Annotated in this window: 18 protein-coding genes; 17 read left to right on the forward strand and 1 reads right to left on the reverse strand. The window is 71.3% G+C overall.

Going from position 1 to position 17,395, the window contains the following annotated elements:
• Positions 1–49 precede the first annotated feature (49 nt).
• The 17 genes from FHP29_RS21695 to FHP29_RS11430 all read left to right on the forward strand — a co-directional run bounded on the left by FHP29_RS21695 (position 50) and on the right by FHP29_RS11430 (position 16,101).
• The gene (locus FHP29_RS21695; protein ID WP_158296547.1) at positions 50–598 is read left to right on the forward strand and encodes an HIT family protein; all 549 of its coding nucleotides are present in this window, start codon (positions 50–52) and stop codon (positions 596–598) included.
• A 36-nt stretch (positions 599–634) separates the two neighbouring features.
• Positions 635–1,285 (forward strand): phosphatidylinositol phosphate synthase, encoded by a 651-nt coding sequence (gene pgsA / locus FHP29_RS11355; RefSeq protein WP_139622975.1) that lies wholly within the window; start codon positions 635–637, stop codon positions 1,283–1,285.
• A 31-nt stretch (positions 1,286–1,316) separates the two neighbouring features.
• Positions 1,317–2,210, forward strand: coding sequence for a pyridoxal 5'-phosphate synthase lyase subunit PdxS (gene pdxS, locus FHP29_RS11360; RefSeq protein ID WP_139622976.1), 894 nt, complete (start codon positions 1,317–1,319; stop codon positions 2,208–2,210).
• A 142-nt stretch (positions 2,211–2,352) separates the two neighbouring features.
• Positions 2,353–2,988: a hypothetical protein gene (locus FHP29_RS11365; protein ID WP_139622977.1), complete on the forward strand. Its 636-nt coding sequence runs from the start codon at positions 2,353–2,355 to the stop codon at positions 2,986–2,988.
• 10 nt (positions 2,989–2,998) lie between these two features.
• Positions 2,999–3,697, forward strand: a complete 699-nt coding sequence (locus FHP29_RS11370) for a hypothetical protein (RefSeq protein ID WP_139622978.1) — start codon at positions 2,999–3,001, stop codon at positions 3,695–3,697.
• Positions 3,694–5,070 carry a LamG domain-containing protein gene (locus tag FHP29_RS11375; protein WP_139622979.1) on the forward strand — a complete coding sequence of 459 codons (1,377 nt, stop codon included), beginning with the start codon at positions 3,694–3,696 and terminating at the stop codon, positions 5,068–5,070. The genes FHP29_RS11370 and FHP29_RS11375 overlap by 4 nt, the downstream gene beginning before the upstream one ends.
• A complete protein-coding gene (locus FHP29_RS11380; protein WP_139622980.1) occupies positions 5,067–5,921 on the forward strand; it encodes a S26 family signal peptidase in 855 nt (284 codons plus the stop codon). Before FHP29_RS11375 ends, FHP29_RS11380 begins: the two co-directional genes overlap by 4 nt.
• Positions 5,887–6,462, forward strand: coding sequence for a pyridoxal 5'-phosphate synthase glutaminase subunit PdxT (gene pdxT / locus FHP29_RS11385; RefSeq protein WP_139622981.1), 576 nt, complete (start codon positions 5,887–5,889; stop codon positions 6,460–6,462). The genes FHP29_RS11380 and pdxT overlap by 35 nt, the downstream gene beginning before the upstream one ends.
• 41 nt (positions 6,463–6,503) lie before the next feature.
• Complete coding sequence (locus FHP29_RS11390) at positions 6,504–7,271, forward strand: YebC/PmpR family DNA-binding transcriptional regulator (protein ID WP_139622982.1); 768 nt, start codon at positions 6,504–6,506, stop codon at positions 7,269–7,271.
• A 90-nt stretch (positions 7,272–7,361) separates the two neighbouring features.
• Positions 7,362–7,895, forward strand: a complete 534-nt coding sequence (gene ruvC / locus FHP29_RS11395) for a crossover junction endodeoxyribonuclease RuvC (protein WP_240044484.1) — start codon at positions 7,362–7,364, stop codon at positions 7,893–7,895.
• The gene (gene ruvA / locus FHP29_RS11400; RefSeq protein WP_139622984.1) at positions 7,892–8,485 is read left to right on the forward strand and encodes a Holliday junction branch migration protein RuvA; all 594 of its coding nucleotides are present in this window, start codon (positions 7,892–7,894) and stop codon (positions 8,483–8,485) included. The genes ruvC and ruvA overlap by 4 nt, the downstream gene beginning before the upstream one ends.
• A 19-nt stretch (positions 8,486–8,504) precedes the next feature.
• Positions 8,505–9,584: a Holliday junction branch migration DNA helicase RuvB gene (gene ruvB, locus FHP29_RS11405; protein WP_139622985.1), complete on the forward strand. Its 1,080-nt coding sequence runs from the start codon at positions 8,505–8,507 to the stop codon at positions 9,582–9,584.
• A 140-nt stretch (positions 9,585–9,724) separates the two neighbouring features.
• Positions 9,725–10,060, forward strand: coding sequence for a preprotein translocase subunit YajC (gene yajC / locus FHP29_RS21700; protein WP_158296548.1), 336 nt, complete (start codon positions 9,725–9,727; stop codon positions 10,058–10,060).
• A 3-nt stretch (positions 10,061–10,063) separates the two neighbouring features.
• Positions 10,064–11,914: a protein translocase subunit SecD gene (gene secD, locus FHP29_RS11415; protein ID WP_139622987.1), complete on the forward strand. Its 1,851-nt coding sequence runs from the start codon at positions 10,064–10,066 to the stop codon at positions 11,912–11,914.
• The gene (secF, locus tag FHP29_RS11420) at positions 11,914–13,182 is read left to right on the forward strand and encodes a protein translocase subunit SecF (RefSeq protein WP_139622988.1); all 1,269 of its coding nucleotides are present in this window, start codon (positions 11,914–11,916) and stop codon (positions 13,180–13,182) included. Before secD ends, secF begins: the two co-directional genes overlap by 1 nt.
• 4 nt (positions 13,183–13,186) lie before the next feature.
• Entirely contained in the window at positions 13,187–13,744 is a 558-nt protein-coding gene (locus FHP29_RS11425; protein WP_139622989.1) for an adenine phosphoribosyltransferase, read from the forward strand.
• Between the two features lie 35 nt (positions 13,745–13,779).
• Entirely contained in the window at positions 13,780–16,101 is a 2,322-nt protein-coding gene (locus tag FHP29_RS11430; protein ID WP_139622990.1) for a RelA/SpoT family protein, read from the forward strand.
• 46 nt (positions 16,102–16,147) lie between these two features.
• Here the strand turns inward: FHP29_RS11430 and FHP29_RS11435 are convergent, their stop codons facing one another.
• Entirely contained in the window at positions 16,148–17,386 is a 1,239-nt protein-coding gene (locus tag FHP29_RS11435) for a DUF349 domain-containing protein (RefSeq protein ID WP_240044451.1), read from the reverse strand.
• Positions 17,387–17,395: the final 9 nt, after the last annotated feature.

Genomic DNA, 17,395 nt, shown 5'->3' on the forward strand with positions numbered 1-17,395 from the left:
GCGACACCGACACCGACACCGACACCAAGACCGACACCGAGGACGAGGCATGAACCACCCCGCCCCCACCGGGCCCGACGGCCTGGAGCGGCTGTGGACCCCGCACCGGATGGCCTATGTCAGCGGGGAGACCGACGACACCGACCCGCCCGCGCACGCCGAGCCCCGTCCGGCCTGCCCGTTCTGCCGGATCACGGCCGACCCCGGCACCTCGACCGACGACGAGCTGGTCGTCGTCCGCGGACAGACGGCCTACGTGGTGCTCAACCTCTACCCCTACAACCCCGGTCACCTGATGGTGCTGCCCTACCGGCACGTCGCGGACTACGTGGACCTCGACGACGACGAGACGGCCGAGCTCGCCTCCCTCACCAAGGCGGCGCTGCAGGCCATCCGCGCGGTCTCGCAGCCCCACGCGTTCAACGTCGGGCTCAATCTCGGCGGAGCGGCCGGCGGGTCGCTGTCGGGCCACCTCCACCAGCACGTCGTACCCCGCTGGTCGGGGGACGCGAACTTCATGACCGTCATCGGCGGCACCAAGACGCTCCCGCAGCTGCTGGGCGAGACCCGCGACCTGCTCGCGGCCGTGTGGCAATAGGGCTCACCAAGTGACCATCGAGTAGGTTCGCTCCCCGTGTTGGAACGCTTCAAGGAGTTCTGGGCCGGGACCGTGCTGCACCCGGTCGTACGGCTCTTCATCCATCTCGGCATCAGCCCCGACACGGTGACCCTGGTCGGCACCATCGGCGTCAGCGCCGGCGCGCTGATCTTCTTCCCGCAGGGCGAGCTGCTGATCGGCGTGCTGGTGATCACCGCGTTCGTGTTCAGCGACCTGATCGACGGCCGGATGGCTCGCGAGACCGGCCGGGTCTCGAAGTTCGGCGCCTTCTGGGACTCCACCCTCGACCGGATCGGCGACGGCGCGATCTTCGGCGGCCTCGCGCTCTACTTCGCAGGCACGGGTCACGGCCAGGGCGACAGCTATCTCTATCTCTGCGTGACGCTGTGGTGCCTGGTGATGGGCTCCGTGACGTCCTACGCCCGGGCGCGCGCAGAGTCGCTCGGCATGGATGCCAAGGGCGGGCTGGCCGAGCGCGCCGACCGCCTCGTCGCGATCCTCGTGATGACGGGCCTCTCCGACATCTTCGACCTGCCGGTCCTGCTCTACGTCGCCCTCTGGGCGCTCGCGCTCGCGAGCACCTACACGGTCGCGTTCAGGGTCCTGAAGGTACGCCGTCAGGCCCTGGCGTCCGAGGGCCCGTCCGCAGGGGAGCCCCCGGCGTAGCGAGCCGGCTCACGGCCGTAGAATCGGAGCCATGAGCGAGCAGCAGGAGCACGGCACCACCCGGGTCAAGCGCGGCATGGCCGAGATGCTCAAGGGTGGCGTCATCATGGACGTCGTCACCCCGGAGCAGGCGAAGATCGCCGAGGACGCCGGCGCGGTCGCCGTGATGGCGCTCGAGCGGGTCCCGGCGGACATCCGGGCCCAGGGCGGCGTGTCGCGGATGAGCGACCCCGACATGATCGACGGCATCATCGAGGCCGTCTCGATCCCGGTGATGGCCAAGGCCCGGATCGGGCACTTCGCCGAGGCCCAGGTCCTGCAGTCGCTCGGCGTCGACTACATCGACGAGTCCGAGGTTCTCACCCCGGCCGACTACGCCAACCACATCGACAAGTGGGCCTTCACCGTCCCCTTCGTGTGCGGCGCGACCAACCTCGGCGAGGCGCTGCGCCGGATCACCGAGGGCGCGGCGATGATCCGCTCCAAGGGCGAGGCCGGCACCGGCGACGTCTCCAACGCGGTCACCCACATGCGCACGATCCGCGCCGAGATCCGCCGGCTCGGCTCGCTGGCCGACGACGAGCTGTACGTCGCCGCGAAGGAGCTCCAGGCGCCGTACGACCTGGTCGTCGAGATCGCCCGCACCGGCAAGCTGCCGGTCGTCCTGTTCACCGCCGGCGGCATCGCGACCCCCGCGGACGCGGCGATGATGATGCAGCTCGGCGCCGAGGGCGTGTTCGTCGGCTCCGGCATCTTCAAGTCGGGCAACCCCGCCCAGCGCGCCGAGGCGATCGTCAAGGCCACCACCTTCTACGACGACCCCGACGTGGTCGCCAAGGTCTCCCGCGGCCTCGGCGAGGCGATGGTCGGCATCAACGTCGAGGAGCTGGCCCAGCCGCACCGCCTCTCCGAGCGCGGCTGGTGACGACCGGCGGGCCCGGTCCCGCCGGCCACTGATCGACCCGAGGCCGTGGCGCTGCGTGAGCGGCGCCACGGCCTCGGTGGTCGTTCGTCACGTTCGCCTGGCGAATGGCTCAGGGGGTCCGCAGGTGCGCCGATGAACGGACATGACCACCTCTCACCCTCGTGACCCACGGCGCCGCCGCAGCCTCCTGCTCGCCGCCGCGGGGGCGGCGGCCGCGGTCATCCTCGTCCTCGGCATCAGCGGGACCCTGTCGAGCTGGACGAAGGCGATCGTCACCAACGACGCCAACACCGTGGAGGCGGCCCAGTCGCTGATCCTCCAGGAGACCGGTCCCGGCAGCGTCGTCTGCAGCTCGACCGACGGCGGCGGCGCCGGCAACAGCGCGACCTGCTCGACGATCGACAAGTACGGCGGCACCGCGGTCCCGCTCGGACCCGGCGACCACCAGACGGTGACCGTCAGCCTCGAGAACACAGGCACCGCGAGCGGCGGCCTCACGCTGACGCCCGGCACCTGCGCCACCTCCGCCGGCAGTCCGACCGCGTCGGCCGACCTGTGCGATGTCGCCACGGTCACCGTGGTGTGCACCACGCCCAGCACCGTCGACACGACGGCCACCCCGGTGGCTCTGTCGGCGCTCGCCGAGCTGCCGGTCGTGACCACGCTGGCCGCGGGGGAGTCCACCGACTGCACCTTCGACGTCGCCCTCCCTGCCTCCGCCTCACCGCAGGTCGGCGGCCAGGTGGCGACCCAACCGCTGGTCTGGACGCTGAGCTGAGGAGGCTCGGATGGCAACGCACGCAGCGCGCAGGCGCGCCGACAGGCGGCGGCTCCGCCCCGGCCCACGGGGACTGGTGCTCGGCGCCTGTGCCGTCGCGGCCACCCTGATGGTCCTCAGCGTCAACGGCACGCTGTCGGACTGGACGAGCGCGATCCTCAGCAACGACACCAACACCGTCGCGAGCACGACGGCGGTGATCCTCCAGGAGGTGGGGCCGGACGGGACCGCCTCCCACTCCTCGCAGACCTGCCGCTCCAGCGACGGTGTCGCCAACACCTCGACCTGCACCACGATCAACAAGTACGGCGGCACCTCCACGCCCCTCGCGCCGGGCGGCAGCCAGGTGGCGGACGTCGTGTTCACCAACCTCGGGGCGGCCAACGGGTCCAGCTTCGTGCTCACGCCGGGCACGTGCACGTCCAGCCCGTCGACCGGTACGCCGACGCCCAACAACCTCTGCACGACCGATCTCACGGTCGCGGTCAGCTGCTCGAACGGATCGACGTACGCCCCCGGATCCGCCTGGACCGACCTCGTCTACCCGGCCGGCGCGGCGTCCAGCATCCCCACGCTCACCCACGCCGCGGGCCTCGCCGCGGGCGCGTCGGCCACCTGCCGGTTCACCGTGGCGCTGCCCGCCAACGCCTCCGTCCTCGACCAGGGCGTGACGGTCAGCCACCCGTTGAGCTGGACCCTGAGCAAATGACCCGGCCGGGCCGGTGGTCACTGCTGGTCGCGGCGGTCGCGCTGCTCGGCCTGGTCGCCGGGACGTCCGGGACGCTGTCCGGCTGGTCGGCTGCGTCGGTCGGGAACACGACGGACACCGCGGCCGCGGGCATGCTGTCGGTGACCCACGCCTACGGCGCGACCACCTGCGCCGGCGGTCCGCGCCGCACCACCGTCGCCTGTCCGTCGACGCTGACTCCCGCCACGGGCGCCCCGGCGAGCAGCACCGACGCGATCACCAACACCAGCGGCCGCGCGATCACGCAGAGCCTGACGGCGTCCTCGTGCGCGCCGGTCCGCTTCGCGAACAGCCAGCAGGCGACGGACCCGATGCTGCCGCGCAACACGGTCGCCTTCCAGCGGACCGACCCGTGGGGCACCACGGCGGCGGCGTCCTTCAGCGGCTCGGGCTACGCCACCGACCTCGTCGGCACGGGCGGCACCGGTCTGCTGGGGCTGTTGTCGAGCAGCTACACCATCGGCGTGTGGTTCAGGGCCGAGGACGCACAGGGCGGCGGCCTGATCAGCCTCGACGCGAGCCGCGCCAATGCCACCTCGGGAGCGGGGGACCCCGCGGTCTGGCTCGACACGACCGGACACGTGAGGTTCGCCGCGAGCGGGACTCTGGGGCCGGTGACAGGCGTCAGCCCCGCGGCCTACGCCTCGGGATGGCATCTGGCCGTCATCACCGTCGACACGACCGGCGTGATCACCCTGACCAAGACGGTGCGGCTCTATGTCGACGGTGCGCTCGTGGCCACCGAGTCCGGGCTCACCCTGCTGACCAGCGCCACCGGCTACTGGCATCTGGGATGGGCCGACTTCACCGGGCTGAGCGCCCCGACGTCGGCCTACTTCCACGGCGCCCTGTCCGGAGCCTTCGTCAACGCGACGACGGCGTTGTCCGCCGCGACCGTCTCGTCGCTGTCCGCCGCCGTGTCCGCGGCGTCCTATCGCACGTCCCTGGCTGGACAGTCCGGCATCGCGTCGATCTGGATGCTGGACGACGACGGCGTGACGACGTACGCCGGGGCGCTGCCCGGCACCATGGCGAACCCCTGTGGCCAGGTCAACGTCAGCCTCACCTTCACGAACCCGGCCGTCACCGTCGCCTCGACCAGCCTCACAAGCCTGGTCGCTCCGGGCAACAACCCGCGCACGATCACGGCACCCGCTGCCGGGCAGACCCAGGGCCTGACCGTCAGCACCACCCGCGGCGCGGGCCACAGCACCGACATCACCGGGCTGCGGCTGTACGTGCCGATGACCTTCACCTACGGCACCAGCCCCGCGACCGGCTGGACGATGGCGATGCAGTGGAGCGGTGACGTCGGGGACGTGTTCCTGGCATGAGTCCGAGCCGACGCCGCGTCCTCACCGTCCTGCAGTGGTCCCTGCTGGGCCTGCTGGTCGCGGGGGTGGTGGCCGGCGGCGCCTGGCGGATGGGCGGAGGGCGCTGGGAGCGGGTCGAGACGGCATCGATGGGGACCGTCGCGCCCGTCAACTCGCTGCTGTGGGTCGAGCCGGTGAGCCCCTCGGCGCTGCGGGTCGGCGACTTCGTCACCTTCCACCCGCCCGGCCAGGCCGAGCTCAGCTACAGCCACCGGATCGCCGCGATCCACCGCGACGGGACCTTCGAGACCCAGGGCGAGATCTCCTCGCGGGACCCCTGGCGGGTCGGCGGCGACGATCTCGTCGGCCGCGTCGTGATGACCTGGTACGGCGTGGGCTGGCTCGTCGTCGCCGCGCCGGTCCTGCTCGGCGGTGGCCTGCTGCTGGGGCTGGTCGTGTGGTCGGTCCGCGAGCGGTCCTGGCGACTACCCGTGGGGATCGTCGGCGCCGCCCTCGTGCTGAGCGTCGCGATCGTGGTGCACCGACCGCTGATCCGGGCCCAGGAGCTCGGGTTCGCCGAGGTGCCGGGCGGCGCGCGGGCGACCTATGTCTCGACCGGGCTGGCGCCCGTCCGGCTCCAAGCCCACCGCGGCCCGCACGTCGACCTACGCGACGGGGAGGTCGGCTCGGTCCTCATCACGCATCGCGACGACGCCGGCCGCTACGGCATCTCGATGCATCCGCGGATCCCGCTGTGGTGGTGGGTCGTGCTCGTGTCCTGCTGTTTCCTGCCCGCGCTGGGAAGCCTGGCGAGACGCGACACTACGATCGGTGCCCATGCCCTCGATCGGAGTCTTCGCGCTGCAAGGTGACGTGCGCGAGCACCTCCAGACCCTGACGGCGCTCGGCGCCGACGCGTTCCCCGTCCGACGACCGGCCGAGCTCGCGCGCTGCGACGGCCTCGTGCTGCCGGGCGGCGAGTCCACCACGATGGCCAAGCTCGCGCGGACCTTCGAGCTCCTCGAGCCGTTGCGGTCCCGCGTGCGCGAGGGCATGCCGACCTTCGGCACCTGCGCGGGGATGATCCTGCTGGCCGACCGGATCGAGGGCGGGACCGCCGATCAGGAGACCATCGGCGGGCTCGACGTCACGGTGCGACGCAACGCGTTCGGCCGGCAGGTCGACTCCTTCGAGGCCGACCTGGCGTTCGCCGGCCTGGCCGACCCGGTGCACGCCGTGTTCATCCGCGCGCCGTGGGTGGAGCGCACCGGCCCCGGTGTCGAGGTCCTCGCCGAGGCGCAGGGGCACCCGGTCGCCGTACGCCAGGGACGACTGATGGCCACCTCCTTCCACCCGGAGGTCGAGGGCGACGGGCGGGTGCACCGGGTCTTCCTCGATCTGGTGGCCGGATAGACTTCGCGGCTGTTGTCGGGACCTATGGATCAGGAGCACTGATGTCTGGCCACTCCAAGTGGGCGACCACGAAGCACAAGAAGGCCGCGATCGACGCCAAGCGCGGCAAGCTCTTCGCGAAGCTGATCAAGAACATCGAGATCGCCGCGAAGATGGGTGGCCCCGACCCGTCCGGCAACCCGACCCTCTTCGACGCCATCCAGAAGGCGAAGAAGCAGTCGGTCCCCAACAAGAACATCGACTCCGCGGTCAAGCGCGGCGGCGGCCTCGAGGGCGGGGGTGTCGACTACGAGACCATCATGTACGAGGTCTACGGCCCCCAGGGCGTCGCGCTCCTCGTCGAGTGCCTCACGGACAACCGCAACCGGGCCGCGATGGAGGTCCGCACCGCCGTCACCCGCAACGGGGGCACCATGGCCGACCCCGGCTCGGTCTCGCGCCTGTTCACCCGCAAGGGCGTGGTCGTCGTCGCCAAGAGGCAGGAGGCACGGGAGGTCACCGAGGACGACCTGCTCGAGGCGACGCTCGACGCCGGCGCCGAGGAGGTCAACGACCTCGGCGACAGCTTCGAGGTGCAGTCCGAGGCCACCGACGTCGTCGCGGTCCGCACCGCCCTGCAGGACGCCGGCATCGACTACGACTCCGCCGACATCCAGTTCGTGGCCACCATGGACATCCCCGTCGCGGACCCGGTCGCCGCGGGCAAGGTCTTCAAGCTGGTCGACGCCGTCGACGACCTCGACGACGTGCAGAACGTCTTCTCCAACGCCGACATCCCCGACGAGGTCCTCGACCAACTGGAGGACTGACCCTCCGGCGTGTCACCTTCGGTGACATGCCCGGTCGCCGTACGTTGGCTCCGAACACATGTTCGGGCGAAAGGTAGTGGCGTGCGCGTGTTGGGGATCGACCCGGGGCTGACCCGCTGCGGGCTCGGCGTGGTCGAGGGCTCCCTGGGGCGTCCGCTCGCGCTGGTCGACGTGAGCGTGGTGCGGACCTCGGCCCAGCTCGGCGTCCCCGAGCGGCTGGTGACCATCGAGAAGGGCATCGACGCCCGCCTCGACGAGTACGCCCCCGACGCCGTCGCCATCGAGCGGATCTTCGCTCGCTCCGACGTCAGCACCATCATGGGCACCGCCCAGGCGGCCGGCATCGCCATGGTGTGCGCCGCCCGGCGCGGACTGCCTGTCGCTCTCCACACGCCCAGCGAGGTGAAGGCGGCGGTGTCGGGCAACGGCCGCGCCGACAAGGCCCAGGTCGGGGCGATGGTCACCCGCATCCTGCGCCTCGACGCCATGCCCAAGCCGGCCGACGCCGCCGACGCGCTCGCGTTGGCGATCACCCACATCTGGCGTGGCGGCTCGCAGGCCCGGATCGACGCGGCCCTGGCAGCCGCGGGAAGGACTCAGTCGATGAGAGGCAAGGGCAGTTGATCGCGTTCGTGCGCGGCCAGGTGGCCGCACTCACCCTCAACAGCGCCGTGGTGGAGGTCGGGGGCGTCGGCCTCGAGCTGATGTGTACGCCGGGCACGCTGGCCCAGCTGCGCACCGGCTCCTCGGCGACCCTGCCCACGAGCATGATCGTGCGCGAGGACTCGCTGACCCTCTACGGCTTCGCCGACGAGGACGAGAAGGCGGTGTTCGAGCTGGTGCAGACCGCGTCCGGCGTCGGGCCGAAGCTGGCGCAGGCGATCGTGGCGGTGCTCTCACCCGACGGGGTGCGCACCGCGATCGCCTCCGACGACGTCCGCACCCTGACCAAGGTCCCGGGCATCGGGCAGAAGGGCGCCCAGCGGATCATCCTCGAGCTCAAGGACCGCATCGGCGTGCCGACCGGCACGACCGCTGCCGCGGCGGGCGCCCCTGCCGCCTGGCGCGAGCAGGTCCACCAGGGGCTGGTCGGCCTGGGCTACAACGCCAAGGACGCCGACAAGGCGGTCGACGCGGTGGCCGGGGAGGCGGGTGCGGCGCCCGACGTACGATCCCTTCTGCGCGCAGCCCTGCGCTCGCTGTCCAAGGCCTGACGAGAGGCTGACCTGAGCCATGCCCTTCCACGAGGACGAGCTGGAGGCGGCCGAGGAGGTCCATCTCCGCTCCCTGACCGCGGCCGAGGCCGAGGGCGACGAGCGCGCCGTCGAGGCCGCGCTGCGCCCGCGCAGCCTCGACGAGGTGGTCGGGCAGTCGCGGGTGCGCGACCAGCTCGGCCTGGTCCTCGAGGCCGCCCGACAGCGGGGGAGGGCGCCCGACCACGTGCTTCTGTCAGGTCCGCCGGGGCTGGGGAAGACCACCCTGGCGATGATCATCTCCCACGAGATGAACGCCCCGCTGCGGATCACCAGCGGACCGGCCATCACCCACGCCGGTGATCTCGCCGCGATCCTGTCGGGCCTCAACGAGGGCGAGGTCCTCTTCGTCGACGAGATCCACCGGATGTCGCGGCCGGCCGAGGAGATGCTCTACCTCGCCATGGAGGACTTCCGCGTCGACGTCGTGATCGGCAAGGGTCCGGGCGCGACCGCCATCCCGCTGGAGCTGCCGCCGTTCACCCTCGTCGGAGCCACGACCCGCGCCGGGCTGCTGCCCGGGCCGCTGCGCGACCGGTTCGGCTTCACCGCCCACCTGGAGTTCTACGAGCCCGAGGAGCTCGACCGGATCGTGCGCCGCTCCGCCGACCTGCTCGGCGTCGACCTGGCTCCCGACGGTTCGGGTGAGATCGCCGGCCGTTCCCGTGGCACCCCTCGCATCGCCAACCGGCTCCTGCGACGGGTTCGCGACTACGCCCAGGTCCGCGCCGACGGCGTCGTCACCCGGCCCGTCGCCCAGGCGGCGCTCGACCTGTACGAGGTCGACGAGCTCGGTCTCGACCGGCTCGACCGCGCGGTCCTCGACGCCCTGTGCCGCCGCTTCGGCGGAGGACCGGTCGGCGTCTCGACGCTCGCCGTCGCAGTCGGGGAGGAGCGCGAGACCGTGGAGGAGGTCGCCGAGCCCTTCCTGGTCCGCAACGGCTTCCTCGCCCGCACCCCCCGCGGCCGGATCGCGACGCGCGCTGCGTGGACCCACCTCGGGCTGGCTCCTCCGGCCCTGCCCTACGACGAGAGCGGTCCCACCCTCTTCGAGGACTGACGCGGCCGGGGGATGAGTGGGCCGGCGCGGATTCGCCCGTCGATCCGTGCGGCGCAGGGGTCCGTGGCTACACTGCCTGTCGGTCCCGGGGACGGCTTCGTCCTGCGGTGTCCGTCCGTGCCCTTTGGAGAGGTTTGTCTGTGAAAGACGCGCTGTCCCTGCTGCCGATCGTGGCGATCGCGGCCATCTTCTGGCTGCTGATCATCCGCCCTGCCTCGCGCCAGCGCAAGGAGGCCGCCTCGTTGCAGGCGGCCCTCACCGTGGGCGACGACGTGATGCTGACGTCCGGCGTCTTCGGCACCATCGTCGGCACGGCGGAGGACCACCTCGAGCTCGAGATCGCTCCCGGCGTGGTGATCCGGGTCGTGCGCGGCGCGGTGGCGTCGGTACGCCGCGACCCTGCGCCCGCTCCGCAGAGCGCCGAGGCCGCGACCGACGTCCCCACCGATCGTCCCGACGACGAAGAGGAGCGCTGAGCCATGGCGTCCCGCCGTCCGCGCCCCGGGCGCAACCTGATCGCCTTCTTCCTCGGCCTCGCCATCCTCTACGGCCTCACCGCGCTCTCACAGGCCAGTGTCGACGAGCCGGAGACCCCCTGGCGCCCCGCTCTCGGCCTCGACCTGCAGGGCGGCACCCGGATCACGCTGACCGCCGAGAAGGCTCCCACCAAGGAGAACCTCGACGAGGCGCGGCGCATCATCGACCAGCGGGTCAACGGCTCCGGCGTCGCCGAGGCCGCGGTCACGACCCAGGGCGGCCGCAACATCGTGGTCGAGGTCCCCGGCAAGACCAAGGACCGCGACCGGCTCGAGCAGACGGTCAAGCGGCAGGCGCAGCTGCGCTTCCGCCTCGTCGCCTGCTCCGACATCCGTCCCGCCGCCTGCGACACCTCCGGCGCCGGCACGGGTGGCCTGGGCGGCGGCCTGGGCCGCGCCCCCCTCTCCCTGGCGGAGGACGACCCCACCGACGGCGCCACTGACAAGCCGAGCGGCGGAGCCACTGACCAGCCGGCCGACGGCGCCACCGCCTCGACGGACGCCCCCACCGGCGTGCCGACCGACGTGCCGACCGACGTGCCGACCGACGGGGCGACTCCGGGCACCACGCCGACCGCGGAGGACCCGGGCGCCGACGGCAAGAAGTGGACCGTCAAGGACGACATCGCGTGGTCCCGCAGCCCCGACCAGGAAGCGATCACGGCGTACAACACGTACTCCTGCGACGAGAAGGGTGTCCTCGTCGACGCCGAGGGCAAGCCGGCCGACCTGCCGGACGACCCCGACAAGTCGCTCGTCGCGTGCTCGAAGCCGGAGAAGGACACCGGCGTCATCAAGTTCCTGCTGAGCCGCTCCGTGGTCGAGGGCACCGAGCTCGACGACGCCAGCGCGCAGACCCCGCAGAACGGCGTCGGCTGGGTCGTCGCCATCGAGATGGGCAACAGCAAGGACCGTGCCCACCCCAAGGGCTCGACGGGCGCGGCGGCCGACTTCGAGGCCGTCACCCGCGCGTTCGCCGGGACCGACGAGCAGTTCGCCGTCGTCCTCGACGCCCAGGTCCTGACCTACCCGGTCCTCAACAGCGTGATCACCGACGGCCGCTCGCAGATCGAGGGAGACTTCTCCGAGCAGGAGGCGCTCGACCTCGCCAACAGCCTCAAGTTCGGTGCGCTGCCGATCAAGTTCAACGACAAGCAGACCTCCGTGGAGGAGATCGGCCCGTCCCTGGCGGGCAACCAGCTCTCCGCCGGCCTGACGGCGGGCGCCATCGGTCTCGTGCTGGTGATGCTCTACTGCCTCTTCTACTACCGCGGGCTCGGCCTGGTGGTCGTCACCTCCCTGTTCGTCGCGGCGGCCGTCACGTATGCGATGGTGCTGCTGCTGAGCAAGACCGCCGGCTTCACGCTCACCCTGCCCGGCATCGCCGGCCTGGTCATCGCGGTCGGCATCACGGCCGACTCCTTCGTCATCTTCTTCGAACGCATCCGCGACGAGATGCGCGAGGGCAAGTCGATGCGGGTCGCGGTGGAGACCGGGTGGGCCCGCGCCCGGGTCACCCGGGTCGCGGCCAACACCGTCCAGATCCTGTCGGCCCTGGTGCTCTACATCTTCGCGACGGGTGCGGTGAAGGGCTTCGGCTTCGCGCTCGGCCTCACCACCCTCATCGACCTCGCGGTGCTGTTCTGGTTCACCAAGCCGATGGTGTCCTGGCTGGCGCAGTTCAAGGTCTTCAACTCCGGACACAAGCTGTCCGGCCTCAGCAAGGAGACGCTGGGCATGGACGTCACGCCCTCTCGCCCTCGTCGTACGGCCGTCGCGGGAGGTGACGCCTGATGGGCAGGATGTCCCGGCTCGGCAACGAGCTCTACCAGGGCCGCAGGTCGATCAACTTCGTCGGCAGGCCCTGGCTCTTCTACGCCGTCTCCGGCGCCCTGGTCGCGGCCGCGGTGCTGGTGCTCTTCCTCAAGCCGCTCAACATGGGCGTCGAGTTCACCGGCGGCACCACGGTGTCGGTGCCGGTGGGCGCCGGCAACGCGACCCAGTCGACCGCCGACGACCTGCGCACCACGGTCAAGGACTCGGGCATCGAGAACGCCGAGAACCCCACGGTCACGACCGAGGGCGACTCGTCGCTGACCATCCAGGTCGAGAACCTCACCGAGAAGCAGCGCGGGGAGATCGCCGCCCTGGTGCACGACGAGTTCCCGCAGGTCGGCGAGGGCGACCTGTCCGTCCAGGACATCGGCCCCAGCTGGGGCCAGGAGGTCGCCAAGCGCGCCGCCATCGGCGTCGGCATCTTCCTGCTCCTGGTCGTCCTGTTCATCTGGGCCTACTTCCGCGAGTGGCGGATGTCGTTCGCGGCGCTCGTCGCGCTGATCCACGACGTCATGCTGACCGTCGGCGTCTACGCCCTCTCCGGGTTCCAGGTGACACCTGCCGCGGTGACCGGCCTGCTGGCGATCCTCGGCTTCTCGCTCTACGACACAGTGGTGGTGTTCGACAAGGTCAAGGAGAACACCACCGTCCTGCGCAAGAACACCCAGTCGTACGCCGACGCCGCGAACCTCGCCGTCAACCAGACCCTGGTGCGCTCGATCAACACCTCGATCGTGGCGCTCATCCCGATCGGCGCGATCCTCTACGTCTCCGCCGTCCAGCTCGGCGCCAGCTCGCTGCAGGACCTCGCGCTCGCCCAGTTCGTCGGCATGGGCGTCGGCGTCTACTCCTCGGTGATGCTCGCCCCGCGCGTGCTGGTCCACCTCAAGATGCAGGAGAGCGAGATGCAGGTCCAGGCGCGCCGCGCCAAGGCCAAGCAGCGCGCCCTCGCCGACCGCTACGCGTCGGTCCCCGTCGCCACCGACGACGCCGTGGCTCCGCGGCGCGGCGTCGAGGACTCCGACGCGATCCCGGACGAGCTGCTCGAGGACGAGATCGAGATCGAGGTCGACGAGACGCCCGCGACCCGTCGTACCTCCGCCAACACCGACGCGACGGGCAAGGGCCGCGTGGTCCCCGCCAACAGCCGGCCGGTCAACCCGAGCGGCAGCGCCGGCCGCAACCAGCCGGTGCGCCAGGCACGGTCCAAGCGCGGCAAGAAGTAGCGCCGTGGGTGGAAGCGACGTCCGCGCCCGCGCGGTCGACGCGCTGACCCGGCTGGTGCGCGACATCCCGGACTTCCCGGAGCCCGGGATCGTCTTCAAGGACATCACGCCGCTGCTGGCCGATCCGGCCGGCTTCGGCGCGGTCGTCGAGGCGCTGGCCGAGGCCGGTCGCGACGAGGACGGCCAGGTCGTCGTCGACAAGGTCGTCGGCATGGAGGCCCGCGGGTTCATCCTCGCGGCGCCGGTCGCCCTCGCGCTCGGGGTCGGCTTCGCGCCGGTCCGCAAGGCAGGGAAGCTGCCGCACCTCACCCACCGGGTCGACTACGCGCTGGAGTACGGCGAGGCCGTGCTCGAGCTCCACCGGGACGCGGTGGCCGCGGGGGACCGGGTGCTGCTCGTCGACGACGTGCTGGCCACGGGCGGCACGGCCGGCGCCACCTGCGACCTGGTCCGGCGCTGCGGCGCGGAGCCGGTCGGCTTCGCCGTGCTGATGGAGCTCGGGTTCCTCGACGGACGCGCCGCGGTGGGCGACGTACCCGTGACCTCGCTGCTGACCGTCTGAGGCGCCCCGCGCCGGCGCGCCACTAGACTGGCGCAATGACCGAGGAGCGGACGACACCCCGTGCATCCGCGCGGGTCCCGTCCGTGCCCGCTCCGGTCCCGAGCGAGCCCGGCGGCGGACGTGGCGTCCGGGCGCGGCTGGCCCGGATGGGCAACCGCACGCAGGTCGCGAACCCCGTCCTCGACCCGCTGTTCCGGGCGGTGCGGGCCAACCACCCCAAGGCCGACCTCCAGCTGCTGGAGCGTGCCTACCTCACCGCGGAGCGGCTGCACGCCGACCAGAAGCGGAAGAGCGGCGACCCCTACATCACCCACCCGCTCGCGGTGACCACGATCCTCGCCGGCATCGGCATGACCGAGCCGACGCTGGTGGCCGCGCTGCTGCACGACACGGTCGAGGACACGCCGTACACCCTCGAGGAGTGCCGCCGCGACTTCGGTGACGAGGTCGCTCGGCTCGTCGACGGCGTGACCAAGCTCGACAAGGTCGTCTACGGCGAGTCGGCCAACGCCGAGACGATCCGCAAGATGATCGTCGCGATGTCGCGCGACATCCGGGTGCTCGTCATCAAGCTCGCCGACCGGCTCCACAACATGCGCACGCTGCGCTTCGTCAAGCAGTCGACCCAGGAGCGCAAGGCCCGCGAGACGCTGGACATCTACGCGCCGCTGGCCCACCGGCTCGGCATGAACACCATCAAGTGGGAGCTCGAGGACCTCGCGTTCGCGACCCTGCACCCGAAGATCTACGACGAGATCGTGCGACTGGTCGCCGAGCGCGCGCCGTCGCGCGACTCCTTCCTCGCCGAGGTGATCTCCCAGGTCGAGAAGGACCTGCGCGAAGCCAAGATCAAGGCCACCGTGACCGGCCGGCCGAAGCACTACTACTCGATCTACCAGAAGATGATCGTCGGCGGCCGCGACTTCTCCGACATCTACGACCTCGTCGGCATCCGCATCCTCGTCGAGGAGGACCGTGACTGCTACGGCGTCCTCGGCGTCCTGCACTCGCGGTGGAACCCGGTCCTGGGCCGGTTCAAGGACTACGTCGCGATGCCGAAGTTCAACATGTACCAGTCGCTCCACACCACGGTCATCGGCCCCCAGGGCAAGCCGGTGGAGATGCAGATCCGCACCTTCGCCCAGCACCGCCGGGCGGAGTACGGCGTCGCCGCGCACTGGAAGTACAAGGAGGACGGTCGCGTCGGGACCGACACCGACAAGCGTGGCGACCTCGACGACATGAGCTGGGTCCGTCAGCTTCTCGACTGGCAGAGCGAGGTCGAGGACCCGGGTGAGTTCCTCGAGTCGCTGCGCTTCGAGATCAACCAGACCGAGACCTACGTGTTCACCCCGCGGGGCGACGTGATCGCCCTGCCGTCGGGGTCGACTCCCGTCGACTTCGCGTACGCCGTCCACACCGAGGGCGGCAACCGCACCATCGGCGCGCGGGTCAACGGCCGACTCGTGCCACTGGAGTCGACCCTCGAGAACGGCGACGTCGTCGAGGTCTTCACCTCCAAGGCCGAGGGCGCGGGGCCCTCCCGCGACTGGCTCAACTTCGTGAAGTCCCAGCGCGCTCGCTCCAAGATCCGCCAGTGGTTCACCAAGGAGCGGCGCGAGGAGGCGATCGAGCGCGGCAAGGACGAGATCGCCAAGCTGATGCGCAAGGAGGGCCTGCCCCTCAAGCGACTGCTGTCGCACGACTCGCTCACCCTGGTGGCGAGCGCCTTCCGGCTCGGCGACGTCACCGCCCTCTACGCCGCCGTCGGGGAGGGCAACCTCGGTGCGCAGGCCGTCGTACGCAAGGTCATCGAGCTCCACGGCGGCGACGAGGGCGCCCAGGAGGACCTTGCCGAGGCCGTCACCATCACCGGCCGCCGCGGTCGGCCGCGCCGCCCCACCGGCGGCGATGCCGGCGTCATCGTCACCGGCTCACCCGACGTGTGGGTCAAGCTCGCCAAGTGCTGCACCCCGGTCCCGAACGACGCGATCCTCGGCTTCGTCACCAAGGGCGGGGGAGTCTCGGTGCACCGCAAGGACTGCACCAACGCCTCCAGCCTCCTCGCCCAGCCCGAGAAGCTGGTCGGCGTCGAATGGGCCCCGACCGGCCAGTCCACCTTCCTGGTCAACATCCAGGTCGAGGCGCTCGACCGCTCCCGCCTGCTCTCGGACATCACGATGGTGCTCTCCGACGCCCACGTGAACATCCTCTCCGCGAACCTCACCACCTCGCGCGACCGGACCGCCAAGTCCCGGTTCACCTTCGAGATGGCCGACGCCAAGCACCTCGACACCGTCCTCAACGCCGTCCGCTCCGTCCCCGGCGTGTTCGACGCCTACCGCGTCACCCACTGACGGGTGGCGGCTGGGGCAGCCAGCTGCAGCCAGCGCCCAGCCACCCTCACCGGTAGTCGGCCGACGCCTTCTTCGCCATCTCGAGGAACGAGCGGCGTCCTTCGAGGTTCTCCTCCAGCTCGCGGACCTTCTTCTCGTCACCGCGAGCCCGGGCGGCGTCGAGCTTGGCCTCGGTCTCGGCGATGGCGGCCTCGAGCTTGGAGACCATGTCGTCGGCGCGGGCGGACTTCTCGGGGTCGGTGCGACGCCATTGCTCGTCCTCGGCCTTGCGGATGACCTGCTCGACGGCGCGCATGCGGCCCTCGAGGTCCTTGACCCGGTCCCGCGGGACCTTGCCGGCCTCGTCCCACTTCTCGGCGACGGCGCGGAAGGCGGTCTTGGCGGCGTTGAGGTCGCCCGACTCCTCGAGCGCGCGAGCGATGGCCTCGGCCTCGACCAGCAGCTCCTCCTTGACCACGGCGTTCGCGGCGAACTCGGTGTCGAGGGCCGCGTTGGCGGCGTCGCGCGCACCGAAGAAGGTGTCCTGTGCGCCCCGGAACCGGCGCCACAGCTCGTCGTCGACGGCCTTGGGTGCCGGACCGGCGGCCTTCCAGTCGCGCATCAGGTCGCGGTAGCGCCCCGACGTCGGGCCCCAGTCGGTCGACGACGCGAGCGCCTCGGCCTCCTTGACCAGCCGCTCCTTGACGACGCGGGCGCTCTCGCGCTTCTCGTCCTGCTCGGCGAAGTGGGCCTTGCGCGCCTTGGTGTACGCCGAGCGGGCCGAGGAGAAGCGGCGCCACAGCTCGTCGTCGGCGGCCTTGTCGATGCGGGGGAGCTTCTTCCACTCCTCGAGGAGCTCGCGCAGCCGGTTGGCGCCGTTGCGCCAGTCGCGCCCGGAGGCGATCTTCTCGGCCTCCCCGGCGAGGCGCTCCTTCTCGGCGCGGGCGTCGGCCACACGCTGGGCCTTCGCGACCCGGCGCGCCTCCCGCTGGGCGGCGATGACGGGGCCCAGCTCGTCGAGCTTGCGGACCAGCGCGGCGAGGTCCCCGACGGCGTGGACGTCGACGAGCTGCTCGCGCACGAGCTTGACCGACGACGCCGCCTCCTCGGGCGACAGCACGCCGGTCAGCACCCGCTGGTGGAGCAGGTCCACCTCGAGCGAGAGGTTCTCGTACCGCTTGGTGTAGAAGGCCAGGGCCTCCTCCGGGGTCGCGTCGGGCATCTGCCCGACCGCCCGCTCGCCATCGGTCGTCTTCACGTAGACGGTGCCGTCGTCGTCGACGCGGCCCCAGTCGGAGGTAGTCACAGTGGCCCA

The sequence above is a fragment of the Nocardioides albidus genome (genome assembly GCF_006335005.1).
Taxonomy (GTDB): Bacteria; Actinomycetota; Actinomycetes; order Propionibacteriales; family Nocardioidaceae; genus Nocardioides; species Nocardioides albidus.